This window comes from Undibacterium hunanense (assembly GCF_014284335.1).
Lineage (GTDB): Bacteria > Pseudomonadota > Gammaproteobacteria > Burkholderiales > Burkholderiaceae_D > Undibacterium > Undibacterium hunanense.
The window spans coordinates 70,920-84,036 of the sequence record NZ_JACOGF010000005.1 but is presented as its reverse complement, the minus strand read 5'-3'; the positions used below and the strand labels follow the sequence as shown (position 1 = coordinate 84,036).

Here is a 13,117-nt window from a genome sequence, read left to right as displayed (position 1 = left end):
TTTTTACTGCTTATTTTTTATGTTTTACTTTTGCTGCTACCGCTTTTACTGCTGCTTCTACTTTAAATAATCCTGCAAACTGAAATGATGCAAGCCTGCGATGACAACATCAGCTTCGGTCAATACTGCCGGGCTACCTATGCCCAGGGCAAACATCCTGGCAGCTTTGATGGCGCGTATGCCAGCGATTGAATCTTCAACGCCAAAACATTCATCGGCAGTCAAACCCAGCCCTGCTGCTGCGGTCAAAAATATTTCAGGATCAGGTTTGCTGTTCTTTATTTTTGCGGCATCGACGACGACATCAAACTGCTCTGCGATACCCAGTCTTTCTATTACTGCCTGCGCATTTTTACTGACCGACGCCAGGGCGGTTTTTAAACCGGCGGCACGTATCTGTTGCAGGGACTCTGCTGCGCCTGGCAATAAATCAGCCGGGCTGAGTTGGGCGATCAGGCTTTGGTAATGCAGGTTTTTTTCATCTGCCAGTGTCAGTTTATCCGTTGCACTGAAGTCTTTGCCGGATGCTGCCAGGATCAGGTTCAGCGAACCCATTCTGTCCACGCCTTTTAACTGTTCATTGAAGGCCTCGTCAAAACTCGCACCCACACTCTCAGCCAGTTTTTTCCAGGCCAGGTAATGGTAATGCGCGGTATCTGTCAGCACGCCATCCAGATCAAAGATGACGCCACGATATTCGTATTTACGCATGAGCCAGCTCCTGTGACTGCAAAGCTACTTTACATATGGCTTGCTGCTCAGTGACTTGCAGATTTTGCCCTCTGTGTTGGAATTGCAATGCCGTACCGCGCAGTAGACGGTATTCGACATGGGTCTGGCTGACGCTTATCTCCAGCAATTGCCCGCGGAAGTGCACACGGAACTGGTAGTCCTGCCATTGCACGGGCAAAACCGGAGCAAAACTCAGTTGCGCCTTGCTGACGCGCATACCAGCAAAACCATAGGCAATGCCCAGCCAGGTGCCGCCCATGGCAGCGGTATGCACACCATAGTGGGTATTGCCGTGAGTATTGTCCAGATCCAGCCTGGCAGTTTGCATGAAATAGTCGTAAGCCTTGTCCTGATAACCAACTTCTGCGGCGATGATGCTGAAGATGCAGGTAGACAGGGATGAGTCATGGGTGGTGACTTTTTCATAAAAATCAAAATCACGGCGCTTGTCATCCAGACTGAACTGGTCACTGAGCAAGAGCAAAGCCAGCACCACGTCGGCTTGCTTGCACACCTGATGGCGATAGATGACCAGCGGATGGTAATTCAGCAGCAGGGGATAATTTTCCTTGGGCGTATTGGCAAAGTCCCACACCTTTTTATTGAGGAAACTGTCGTCCTGCTCATGGATACCGCGCTCTTTGTTATAGGGCAAAGCCATATGATCGGCAGCGCGTTGCCAGGCATTTGCCTCATCGGCCTGCAGATGAATTTTTGCAGCAAGTTCAGCAAATTTTTCTGCGTGTTCATTCTGTAATTGATGAACGATATCGACGGCAAAACGTAAATGCATTTGTGCCATGGCATTGGTGTAATAGTTGTTGTTGACCTGGGCCGTGTATTCATCCGGCCCGGTCACTTCATTGATGCAAAATGAATCCGTGTCATGACCAGACAAGCGTGTGTAATGACCCAGGCCCATCCACAGGCGTGCGGTTTCCAGCACGATTTCTGCGCCTTGCGTCAGCAAGAAATCCATGTCTGCCGTTGCTTCCATATACAGCTTGATGGAATAAGCAATGTCGGCATTGATATGGTACTGCGCCGTACCTGCGGGAAAATAAGCCGAACATTCTTCGCCATCTATGGTGCGCCATGGGTACAGTGCACCGCTGGCATGTGACATCTGTCGCGCACGTTCGCGTGCTTGCGGCAAATATTGAAAGCGGTATTCGAGTAGCTTCCTGGCGATTTCGGGTTTGTTGTAGAGAAAAAAGGGGAAGATATAAATTTCTGTATCCCAGAAATAATGACCTTCATAACCTTCACCCGTCAGACCCTTGGCGGCAATATTGGTCTTGCCATCGCGCCCGACCGATTGCAGCAGGTGGAACATATTGAAACGTATGCCCTGCTGCAAGGCAGCGTCACCACTGATGTGCACATCGGCCTGCGCCCAGAAATCATCCAGATAAGCTTGCTGGCTTGCGGCCAGTTGCGCGAAGCCTTGTTCACGCACTTTCGCCAGGGCCTGCTGGCTGAGTGACAGTAAAGACGCTGCGGGATAATCGCGGGAAGAAAAATAGCTGCAAAACTTGTCCAGCTTTATCGCCTGCCCCTGTTCTGCCTGAACTGTGAAGTGTTGCTCCAGCTTTTCATCACTTTGTTGCAAGCTGCTGGTGTAAGCGCTGTCTGTCTGCAAATGATGCTGCATGGCTGTCGCAAGACTCAGCCCGCTGTTGTGGGTACGGTGCAGAAAAGCAGAGAAGTCATCTTCCTGTACAAGTTCCAGCTTGCGCAAGACCGGACCACTGATGGCGGAACCGACACGCGGGTCATCACCAGCTGTAATATTTTTCACCGCCGCATCGATAGAAGAAACCAGCCTGATCTGACCAGAAAAATTAAACGGTGTGACTTCATACGACATCGCATATACATGCTTGTTGTCAAAACTGACCAGGCGCTGGCTGTACAGGCGTATGCTACGCCCCTGCGCAGATGTCCATTGCAGGGTACGTGTCAACAGACCGGTACGAAAATCCAGCTGGCGCTGGTAGCTCTCTACTGTGCCTTGCTGCAGATCGAAAACTTCATCTTCCAGTATCAATTCCACGCACCTGGCATTCGGCACATTCAGCATGAATTGATTAGTGCGGGCCAGGCCGTAAGCGTTTTCCGGATACTGTATGGCTTCAGATTCATAAAAACCGTTGAGGTAACTGCCGTTCAGTGATTCGGCTGCTGTTCTCTGGTTACCCTCTTCTGCCGTGCCACGCAAGCCTATATAACCATTTCCCAGAGCAAACAGGGTTTCGCTGAGCAGGTGATGTGCATCATCGATGTGATTTTCTGTAATCCCCCAGCCTTCCAGCGGAAATTGATGTTGCAAGGCATCGCTTGTTTGCACGGTGTCATCCTTCATTTTTATTCTTGATCCTGGGTATTCTTGAGTAAATTTACCGGGATTATCAAATTTTACTTTATTCAAACCGGTTTGAAATTTGAATTAATTCTATTTAAACCGGTTTTAAAAGTCAATGAAGTAAATTTTTTATTTTTCAACCCTGTTTTTAAAACTAGTAAATGAAGTCAGGAAACGACAGGAATTTAAAGAAATTTTTGTGTGTTCGTTTTTAAGACGAACGGGCTCAAGCGGCGGACGCCACTGGGCTCCTGCCTTCGCAGGAGCGACGATTTGGAGGATTGTGGCTTAAGTGGGACGTAGATGTGTGTGCGGGCCTGACCAGGTCAGCCGTAACTGGGTCTGCCGTAATTGGATTAGCCGTAATTGGATTAGCAGCACTTGGTTTGGCAACCCATAATGAAATGACTAAATCAAGTCTGCCTGACTACCAGCGTGGTCTGCAAGACCTCTGACTCAACCTTCTCTTCATTGATGAGGCCAAGGATTTTTTTGGCGAGCAAAATACCACCGTCGCGCAGGTATTGGTGGACGCTGGTCAGGGCCGGGATGAAGCTGGCGGCGCCTGGCGTGTCGTCATAGCCGATGACAGATACCTGACCGGGGACTGTCATGTTTTTTTCGGTAATTGCCCGTATCGCGCCCATGGCCAGCAAGTCACTGGCGGCAAAGACGGCATCAAAAGGTTTGTCTTTTTTCTTGAGGTAGGTGGACATACAGTCAAACCCGGCTTCAAAAGTAAAGGCCTTGGGGCGCAGGATGGTGACTGCATGTTGTTGTTCACCCAGGGCTTCCATGAAACCGGCACAACGCTCCTGCACTTCGGCATGGTCAATATCGCCGATGAAAAGAAGCTTGCGCCGCCCTTGCTGGATAAAGCGTTCAGCCACGCTGGCACCGCCCTTGCGGTTGTCACTGCCGACCACAATGCCGGGTTGATTGGCATCCGGCGCACCCCAGATCACCAGTGGCAGACCAGATCGCTGCAAATGGCGCACCGCTTCACCGTGCGATCCCTGACCCAGCAAAATCATGCCGTCGGCTCCCTGCACTGGCGGCGTGTCTATCAATTGCATGGATGTCAGCACCACGCTATAACCTGCTGTCGTCAGCTCCTGGGTAATGCCGCCCAGTAATTCCAGTGGATAAGGGTCAGACATGGGCCTGTCACTGGCAGGAGTCATCTCCACCACCACCGCCACAGAATGACTGCGGCCCAGGCGTAAATTGCGGGCGCTGACGTTGAAGCGGTAGCCCTGCTCTTCTGCAATCTTGCGGATTTTTTCGCGTGTTTCTACCGTCACCAGCGGGCTATTGCGCAAGGCACGTGACACCGTAATGGTGGATACCCCGGCAATGGCTGCCAGGTGTTCCATCGTTACCCCGGATTCGGGGTTGGGTGTGCTACGCTTTTTTGCTGACATGCAAAGACCTTGTCGGAAGCTGGATTCAAATGCAGGTATTTCTATCCAGGAGAATAAACATGCCCGGCACATTGTTGTGCCATACCCATGCTTCAAGCCCGTGACTGAAATTGTTTTTTTATTCCCGCGCATTATGACAGAGCTTGTTTCGACGCGATATATCCGTAACCTGCGCCTGCACAGACAAGCCGGCAACCACCAGTCATCATGCTGACGGCAACAGTCGGAAAATACAGTCCTCAAATTTTGTCACCATCGTTGCCAGCATCGTTGCCACCATCATTGTCACCATCGTGCAGGCATACGTCAAAGGCAGGTTCACAGGACATTTCAGATCATTTCAGGCCATCTGTTTCCGCGCAGAAATGCGTGTTTTCAATCATCAAAATAATTTGTGTCGAATAAATGACATCGATAACATTTCAATTGACATCGATAACATTTATTGTTTCAATGAGCTTGTTTTTACATCTCGCCACTTGAGTACCAGGGAAAACAGGCCGTATAAAAAGGCCAGGCTCATTTAGGAAGTGGCATGAAGTAGCATCACGCATGGTGGACAAGCCGCGTTTTGCCCTTGAACGGATGTTAAGGACGACAAACTTTATAATATTCAGGAGCACAAAATGAACTGCAACAAGCCTTTCCGCTTGTCGGCGATCACACTCGCCATGATGACATTATTGAGCCAGGCACATGCCCAGGTAGCCAGCAATCCGGCAGAGACTGGCAATACCGCCGCCAAACCGGCAAAAGAAGCAAAACCGGAAGAAGTCCAGCTGATCGTCGTCACGGGCAATGCCCGCAATGGTGGCCAGCGCAAGATTGATGCGTCCTATTCCATCACCACCGCCAATGAAGAACAGGTCAAACAGGCCGCTCCCAGCAGTACGGCAGATTTGCTGAAAATTGTTCCCGGCATCTACGCCGAATCCAGCGGCGGCAATGCGGGTGCCAATATTGGCGTGCGCGGTTTCCCTATCGATGGCGACGCCCCCTTCGTGACAATACAAATGAATGGTTCGCCTTTGTTCCCGCCACCTACCCTGTCCTTTCTTGAAGGTTCGTCGCTGTTCCGCATTGACGACACCATAGACAGGGTGGAGGTCTTGCGCGGTGGCCCCAGCCCGATTTTCTCGAATGGTCAGCCAGGCGCCACAATGAACTTTTTGCTGAAGAAAGGCCGTGACGTCGCAGAAGGTAGCCTGCGTGCCACCGTCGGCACCGGCAATCTGCGTCGCATTGATGGCTACTATGGCGGCAAGATTGCCGATGGCTGGTACGGAACGATAGGCGGATTCTATCGCGTGGCACAAGGCGTACGTGACGGACAATATCCAGCAGATGAAGGCGGGCAGGTAACTGCCAGCATCACCAGAAAACTGGATCAGGGCGAACTGACTTTCTATGCCCGTACCGTCAATGATAAAAACACTTTCTACACCGGCGTGCCTTTGATTTCTGCCACTTCTGCTGGTGGTAAACCTTCTGCCTTCCCTGGCTTTGATCCTTTGACCGGCTCGCTGTATGGTAATGAATTGCGCAATGTCGCGCTGGAAGTCGGTCCAGGCCAGGTCATCAACAAAGATCTGGCAGATGGACGCGGCTTGCAGGCAAATCTGTTTGGTGTGGACTTCACCCAAAATATAAATGGCTGGACAGTCAGCAACAAGCTCAATCATTTTTCTGGTGATGCGCCTACGCTGGCTATCTTTACCGGCAATAGCCCCATGAGTATGTCGGCCTACATCAATAGCGCGATACAGTCTGCCAATGGTCAGGCCAATGTGGTCGCAGCAGCAGGGGGCAAGCAGGCCACTTCAGGCACAGCAAGCTACCTGAATGGTGGCACGGCCGTTGCGGGCGACCAGCAGGTGATGTCAGCCGGTATCTGGTCGGTGGAAAAGAAACTGAATTCCTTCACCGATGAACTGCGCATCAGCAAGGAAATCGTCAAGGACCATACCCTGACAGCCGGCCTGTACTATGCCGACTATTCATCCAAGGACATGTGGTACCTGGGCAATAGCGTCCTGATGACGGCAACACCGAATGCCCGCCCCATCAACGTGCAATTGAACAACGGTGTCATCGTCAGCGGCAATGGCCACGATGGCGCGTCTTTCTATACCCTGAATGAAAACTTCTCGGCACAGAATACGGCGTTTTACCTGGCTGACGAATGGAAAATCAATGACAGCATACGTGTGGATGCTGGTGTGCGTACAGAAAACCGCCGTTTGAATGGTGTGATCTCCAATCCCAAATCGGTGGACCTGGATAACAATCCTTTGACCCTGTACAACAACAGCGCATCCGTACTCAGTGGTTCGAATACCCCCGTCAACCGCACCGACAGTGAAATCTCTTACACGCTGGGGGGAAACTACAAGGTATCGGACAACTTCAGCGTATTTGCACGTTTGAATTCCGGCTTTGCCCTGCCCCAGTTCGATACCATACGCGACAATGGCGTGAACTCGCCTGTGACCAAGGTCAAGCAATATGAAATCGGCCTGAAGAGCGTATCGGAATATGTCAGCGCCTACCTGACCTTCTTCCACAACACCTTCACTGGCTTGCCCTTCCAGCAGTTTTTGTCGAACGGCAGCAATGTAACGGCGATTGGTGGTTCCAGCGGTTCTGGCCTGGAGTTTGAAGTGGCTGCACGGCCTATCAAGAATTTCCAGATTTCACTTAGCGGCGCCTATCAGCAATCGAAGTATGAAAACTATGGCAGCAATACCGGCCATGAAGTGAAACGTCAGCCCAAACTGCAGTTCCGTCTGTCCCCCAGCTATCGTATCCCGCTCGACAATGCCGATATCAAGCTGTATGGCACATACACGCATGTCGATGCCCGTTTTGCAGATGCTGAAAACCAGCAATCCCTGCCCAAGTATTACACCCTGGATGCAGGTGTCCTGGTTGGCCTGGGTGACAATCTGGAATTCCGCCTGGCTGGTACCAACCTGACGAATCAACTGGGTCTGACCGAGGGTAATTCCCGCGTCATCGGCAGTGGCAGCAGCGTGGTATTTGCCCGCCCTATCTTTGGTCGTGCAATCGAGGCATCTGTGCTGTATCGCTTTTAATATAGATTGGCGCAGCAGTTCATACGCACTTTAGTGAAAGCGGGGCATCTATATGGTGCCCCGCTTTATTATCGAATTCATTTATATGAAACCGAAACTTCTATTCGCCTTCAGTATTGGAGTGAGGTATCTTGCTGCGCAATACGCAAAAAGAAAGAAAGGCCCCCAACATGGGGAAAACAAAGGGAAGAAAACCGTAATAGACCCAACTTCTGCCGGATCGCTGAGCAGCTTTCCCCAAGAAAACATGGGTAGCAACAAGGGAGAAGAAATAGCCTGACACTCCGATATATCCAAAAATTGGATTCAATGAGAATAAAAATGCTCCACCAAATAATGCGACAAACGTCAGTACAAAATATAGTCGTGCCCGGAGTAAGGCTTGTTCTGCAAGTGGCGCTGTAGTCATATGGTTCCCAAATTATTGACGCACAAGTATTGACGGAAGTAGCAATATTTGCATAGTTTACTTAAAAAAACGACGCTAACCAGTTAAAACTCAATCAGTTTTCTAACTTGTTTGACTTCATCAAACAAAAAGAAATGTCCACCCGCAAACGTATGTACTTCGGGCACTTGCATAAAGCAATCTGCCCAGGCCATGCCGTCGGCCAATGCTATCTGGTCATTCTGCCCCAATAAAATTCGCACGGGTACATGGTGCTGACGCCGGTGGCCATCGACATAGGCTTCGGCTGCGCCTATATCGGCACGCAGTATGGGTTCAAACAATTCCATCAGTTGCGGTTCGGCCAGCACTTCTGCGGATAGACCGCCCATATTGGCGACCCATTCCAGAAATTCTTTCTGCGGCAATTCTGCATGATGCTGCAACAGGCGGCTATGGGGTGCTGCCGCACCGGACAACACCAGTCTTTGTGGCAAGCTGGCACCCATTGCCACCAAGCGATCCAGCATAGCCAAGGCAATATAAGCCCCCATGCTGTGTCCAAACAGTACATAGGCTTGGCCAGCGCTTGCACGCAAAGTGGGTTCCAGCAAGGCAGATACCATTTCGGGAATGCTGTGCATCAATGGCAGGTTCATATTGTTGCCATGGCCGGGCGGATCCAGCGTAATCCATTCGTGGGCATGGTCACGTGCCAGTCCGGCATAGCTATGGGTGCTGCCTCCGGCAAATGGATAGGCGATAATTTTCAATGTTGGTGTCCTGTATTGTCTGCTGCGATTGTCTGCTGCGATTGTCTGCTGCGATTGTCTGCTGTGATTATTTGCTACGATTATTTGCCGTGATTGTTTTCCATGCTTGTTTGCTGTGAAACTGGATTAAAATTGCACCATGCCTGAAGATACACCACCATCATCGCTCGCAATGGCAACTGAAGTCTGGGTCGCCAGTCTGGCACAGTTGCGTGAATACCGCTCAGGTTTGCAAGATCTTTTGAACAGCACCGAGCAGGCACGCTGTCAACGCTATCTGCACCAGGATGACAGGGACCGTTATCTGGGCGGGCGAGCCGTGGTCAAACTGGCCGTTGCCAGAAGCACAGGCTTGCCGGTACAGGATATTTTTATCGCGCTGGAAGCATCTGGCAAACCCTCTATCGCTTTTGCACAAACCACGGCAATACAAGCACCGGCCATCAGTATTTCTCATGCTGGCGATCTGGTTATCGTTGCGCTGGGCTATGGCGCCGACATTGGTGTAGACGTAGAATTATTGCATCAAGACGTGAATCTGGATGAGTTGATGCCCGTGGTCTGTAGTAACAGTGAAATCGCTGAAGTCAATCGCCTGGACGGCAAAAGCAGGACACAAAAATTCTACGAATTCTGGGTACTGAAAGAAGCCTGCCTGAAAGCAACGGGGGATGGGCTTTCTGCCGATGCAAGGCGATTGATATTCAGTGTCGATGCCGCATCACGCGTCAGCCTGATACAGGGCCTGGATCATCGGTCCGGCGTCACATGGGATTTTTTACTACGACAATATGACAATCAACATGTGATGGCCCTGGCGATCAGGCGATTTCATGCCGCCGGAGATTCCGCAGGCAATGGCAAAGCTGGTGGTGCATCAGACGAATTGTCATACAAGGATGCTGAAGCTTTGCTGAGGGATTACTGTTTGCACAATATGGCGCGGAACTGACGATCATTTGATTGCTGCGAATCGACGGCAATCCATCTCCCTCATTCTCTCCAACACCGCGCAAGAAAACTCGCTAAAATCCTGTTTTCGCAATTGAATTGAATACCGGAGCACCCCTTGCATAGCAGCCCCCTACTCGCCGCCATCCCCCACATTCGCTACGGCTTCGGAAACGCCAGGGAATTTGTACCTGCTGCGCTAAGTACACACTGGGATACGGTACCGGCGAAACTCCAGGTGCATGGCAAGCGTGTGGTCGAGATTACGGAAAAAAATCAGCAATGCGGGGATGCCGACGCGTTTTTTACGCGACTGCCTGGCATACCGGTGACCATCATCACGGCAGATTGTGTGCCGGTGCTCATGGCAAAACGTGACGGCAGCATGATCGCTGCGGCCCATGCCGGCTGGCGCGGGATCGTTGGCGGTGTCATCGAAACCTTGTGGCAGGAACTGGCAGCACAGGGCGAACAGCCGCAGGATTGGGTGGCTGCCATCGGTGCGCATATCGGGCCTTGCTGCTTTGAAGTCAGTGAAGAACTGGCCGATGATTTTCTCAGGCAATTTCCGGATCTGGATGCCAATACGCTTCGCCCCACGCACCGCCATATCAATCTGAATGCGCTGGCCAGGCGTGCCTTGCTACAGACAGGCATCCGGGACATTGATCACGCCACGCCATGCACCATGTGCAGCAAGACGGGTGAAGGCAAATATGTGTTTCGCAGTTACCGACGGGGTGACCGCAACTCTCATCAGCATTCTGGCCTGGTGATACTGGACTGACGGTTCAGGCTGGCATTCGTTCTTGCGCGTGCTGATTCAGGTAAGACAGAAAAGCACTGACGATCGGTGACAGGCGCTTGCCTTGCAAGTGCACGATGTACCAGTGCGATACGATAGGAAAACCCTCCACATCCAGCACCGTCAGCGACTGGTCCACCAGGTGTTCGCCCAGGGCATGTCGGGACAAGACTGCCAGTCCCATTTCACCGGCCACCGCCTGCTTGATGGCTTCATTGCTGCCCAGTTCAAGGCGAACCAGTGGGCTGATGCCCAGCCCTGCAAAATAACGGTCACAAGCCAGACGCGTGCCCGAGCCCTTTTCACGCAAGATAAAACGTTCATGCAGCAGCTCATCCAGCCGGATGGCTGGCTTGCCCGCCAGTGCATGCTGCAAGGGTGCCACCACGACCAGCGGATTAGGTAAAAAGACTTGCTGCACTACATCGACATCTTTTGGTGGCATGGACATGATGTAGATATCATCCCGATTCTCGCGCAGGCGCTGCACCACACCGTCACGGTTTTGTACTTCCAGTGCGATGTCAATCTCTGGATATTCACGGCAAAATGCCCCCAGCATGCGCGGTATGAAATATTTGGCGGTACTGACAACCGCCACCCGCAGCCGCCCCTGAGTCAAGCCTTTCATGCCGGCAATGCGCTGTTCCAGCGTATCCCACTCATGCGCCATCGTGCGCGCCGTGGCAGCCAGTTCTTCACCGGCTGGTGTCAGAAACAATTGCTTGCCGATGACTTCGTATAAAGGAACGCCAAAGCTATCAGTCAGTTCACGCAATTGCATGGACACCGTCGGCTGGGTCACGTGGCAGGCACGTGCCACAGCGCTGATGCTGCGCAACTCTGACAGTTCCAGAAAAAGCTGTAGTTGCCTGAATGTTACATTCATAGAGTTTTATCTATAATTAACGTCGATAAAATTGATTTTACCTGATAGTTAAAACTGCATACCATACGCTCATCTGAACACCGGAAGCCTGTATGCAAAACCTGCTCGACCCCGCCATTCTTTTCTTCATCTTTGGCCTGATTGCTGGCGGCATCAAATCAAACCTGGAAATACCGCCACCCATTTCCCGCTTTTTATCGCTGTACCTGCTTATGGCCCTGGGATTGAAGGGCGGCTTCGCCCTCGCTCATTCCGGCCTGAACCTGCAGGTGGCCAGCAGTCTTGGCTGCGCGATTGCACTGGCACTGATCATCCCGGCAGTTGCTTATCTGCTGCTCAGGCGCTTTCTTGCCGATTTTGACGCAGCAGCCGTCGCCGCCACCTATGGCTCGGTCAGCGCAGTCACCTTTATCACTGCGGTGCAATACCTGGATAGCCATGGTCTGGCGTATGGCGGCCATATGGCAGCAGCGATGGCCCTGATGGAATCACCCGCCATTCTGTTTGCGGTCGTCATGGCAAATGCCATCCGTAAAAGACAGCCAGCCAATGCCGGTACAGCAGCAGACAAGGGCCAGCATGGTTTGGGCAAAGTCTTGCACGAATCCCTGACCGATGGTGCACAACTCTTGTTGCTGGGTGCCATGCTGGTCGGTATCTTGTCTGGCGAAACAGGCAAGGCCGCCATGCAGCCATTTTCTGGCGACCTGTTCAAGGGTATGCTGGCATTTTTCCTGCTGGACATGGGTTTGATGGCGGCACGCAAGCTGCCAGAATTACGTGGCAAATCCCCCTTGCTGATGGCATTTGCATTGCTGGCACCCGTTCTGCATGCGGGCATCGCGCTGGGATTGGCCAGCCTCATGCATCTGCCGGCGGGAGATGCCGGTTTGCTGATGGTGCTGGCAGCCAGCGCTTCGTATATTGCCGTCCCCGCGGTCTTGCGTTATGCCATCCCGGAGGCATCACCTTCGCTGTATTTTGGAATGTCACTGGGTATGACTTTTCCGCTGAATATACTGTTTGGCATTCCTGTCTACATACGGCTTGCGCACCAGGTTTTGCGCTGAGATGTCTGATTCATGGAATGACTCATGGAATGATTCAGGACAGGTTTTTCCAGATGCCAAAATGCACTTTGCACCAATGCCATGAATAACTACTACAATGTGCATTGCATCTCGAATCCATCCTTGCAGGGGAAATCCATGAGTAAATACAGCCTCAACATCAACGGCAAAATACAAGCCGTCGATCTTGCACCAGACACGCCCCTGCTGTGGGCTTTGCGCGATTCACTCAATCTGGTCGGTACCAAATATGGCTGCGGGGCAGGCCAGTGCGGTGCCTGCACGGTACAGATCAATGGTGTACCGACCCGCTCGTGCCTGATGCCGGTGTCGGCGCTGGCCAAACAAAAAATCACCACCATAGAAGGCCTGGACAGCAAGGCCATGCATCCCTTGCAACAGGCATGGCAAGAACTGGATGTACCGCAATGCGGTTACTGTCAGGCCGGTCAGATCATGACCGCAGCGGCATTATTGAAGGACAAACCACACCCGACGGATGCCGATATTGATGCTGCCATGTCCGGCAACCTGTGTCGCTGCGCGTCTTATATACGCATACGTGCCGGTATCCACCGGGCTGCCGAGCTGGCCAATGGCAAGAAGAAAGCATAAGGGGAAACGG

At 51.9% G+C, this 13,117-nt stretch carries 11 protein-coding genes; 5 read left to right on the top strand and 6 right to left on the bottom strand.

Annotated features, from left to right (window positions below; genetic code table 11):
* Positions 1-57 precede the first annotated feature (57 nt).
* The 3 genes from pgmB to H8L32_RS11470 all read right to left on the bottom strand — a co-directional run bounded on the left by pgmB (position 58) and on the right by H8L32_RS11470 (position 4,521).
* Positions 58-711, bottom strand: coding sequence for a beta-phosphoglucomutase (gene pgmB / locus H8L32_RS11480; RefSeq protein ID WP_186947375.1), 654 nt, complete (start codon positions 709-711; stop codon positions 58-60).
* Positions 704-3,082: a glycoside hydrolase family 65 protein gene (locus tag H8L32_RS11475; RefSeq protein ID WP_329605180.1), complete on the bottom strand. Its 2,379-nt coding sequence runs from the start codon at positions 3,080-3,082 to the stop codon at positions 704-706. The genes pgmB and H8L32_RS11475 overlap by 8 nt, the downstream gene beginning before the upstream one ends.
* A gap of 428 nt (positions 3,083-3,510) precedes the next feature.
* Complete coding sequence (locus H8L32_RS11470) at positions 3,511-4,521, bottom strand: LacI family DNA-binding transcriptional regulator (protein ID WP_230412168.1); 1,011 nt, start codon at positions 4,519-4,521, stop codon at positions 3,511-3,513.
* A 626-nt stretch (positions 4,522-5,147) separates the two neighbouring features.
* On the opposite strand from H8L32_RS11470, the gene H8L32_RS11465 reads away from it, so the two are divergent.
* A complete protein-coding gene (locus H8L32_RS11465; RefSeq protein WP_186947373.1) occupies positions 5,148-7,616 on the top strand; it encodes a TonB-dependent receptor in 2,469 nt (822 codons plus the stop codon).
* 100 nt (positions 7,617-7,716) lie between these two features.
* On the opposite strand, the gene H8L32_RS11460 is transcribed toward H8L32_RS11465, so the two are convergent.
* Complete coding sequence (locus H8L32_RS11460) at positions 7,717-8,025, bottom strand: hypothetical protein (protein ID WP_186947372.1); 309 nt, start codon at positions 8,023-8,025, stop codon at positions 7,717-7,719.
* An 83-nt stretch (positions 8,026-8,108) separates the two neighbouring features.
* On the bottom strand, positions 8,109-8,777 hold the full coding sequence (locus tag H8L32_RS11455) for a thioesterase II family protein (protein WP_186947371.1): 669 nt from the start codon (positions 8,775-8,777) through the stop codon (positions 8,109-8,111).
* A 139-nt stretch (positions 8,778-8,916) separates the two neighbouring features.
* Here H8L32_RS11455 and H8L32_RS11450 point away from each other — a divergent pair, with 139 nt between their 5' ends.
* Positions 8,917-9,729 (top strand): 4'-phosphopantetheinyl transferase family protein, encoded by an 813-nt coding sequence (locus tag H8L32_RS11450; RefSeq protein WP_186947370.1) that lies wholly within the window; start codon positions 8,917-8,919, stop codon positions 9,727-9,729.
* Positions 9,730-9,846: 117 nt separating this feature from the next.
* Positions 9,847-10,515 carry a peptidoglycan editing factor PgeF gene (gene pgeF, locus H8L32_RS11445; protein ID WP_186947369.1) on the top strand — a complete coding sequence of 223 codons (669 nt, stop codon included), beginning with the start codon at positions 9,847-9,849 and terminating at the stop codon, positions 10,513-10,515.
* 4 nt (positions 10,516-10,519) lie between these two features.
* On the opposite strand, the gene H8L32_RS11440 is transcribed toward pgeF, so the two are convergent.
* Positions 10,520-11,422 carry a LysR family transcriptional regulator gene (locus tag H8L32_RS11440; RefSeq protein WP_186947368.1) on the bottom strand — a complete coding sequence of 301 codons (903 nt, stop codon included), beginning with the start codon at positions 11,420-11,422 and terminating at the stop codon, positions 10,520-10,522.
* A gap of 92 nt (positions 11,423-11,514) precedes the next feature.
* On the opposite strand from H8L32_RS11440, the gene H8L32_RS11435 reads away from it, so the two are divergent.
* Together H8L32_RS11435 and H8L32_RS11430 are read left to right on the top strand one after the other, a co-directional pair.
* Positions 11,515-12,492 carry a sodium-dependent bicarbonate transport family permease gene (locus H8L32_RS11435; RefSeq protein WP_186947367.1) on the top strand — a complete coding sequence of 326 codons (978 nt, stop codon included), beginning with the start codon at positions 11,515-11,517 and terminating at the stop codon, positions 12,490-12,492.
* Between the two features lie 138 nt (positions 12,493-12,630).
* A complete protein-coding gene (locus tag H8L32_RS11430; RefSeq protein WP_186947366.1) occupies positions 12,631-13,107 on the top strand; it encodes a (2Fe-2S)-binding protein in 477 nt (158 codons plus the stop codon).
* The last annotated feature ends 10 nt before the right edge of the window (positions 13,108-13,117 follow it).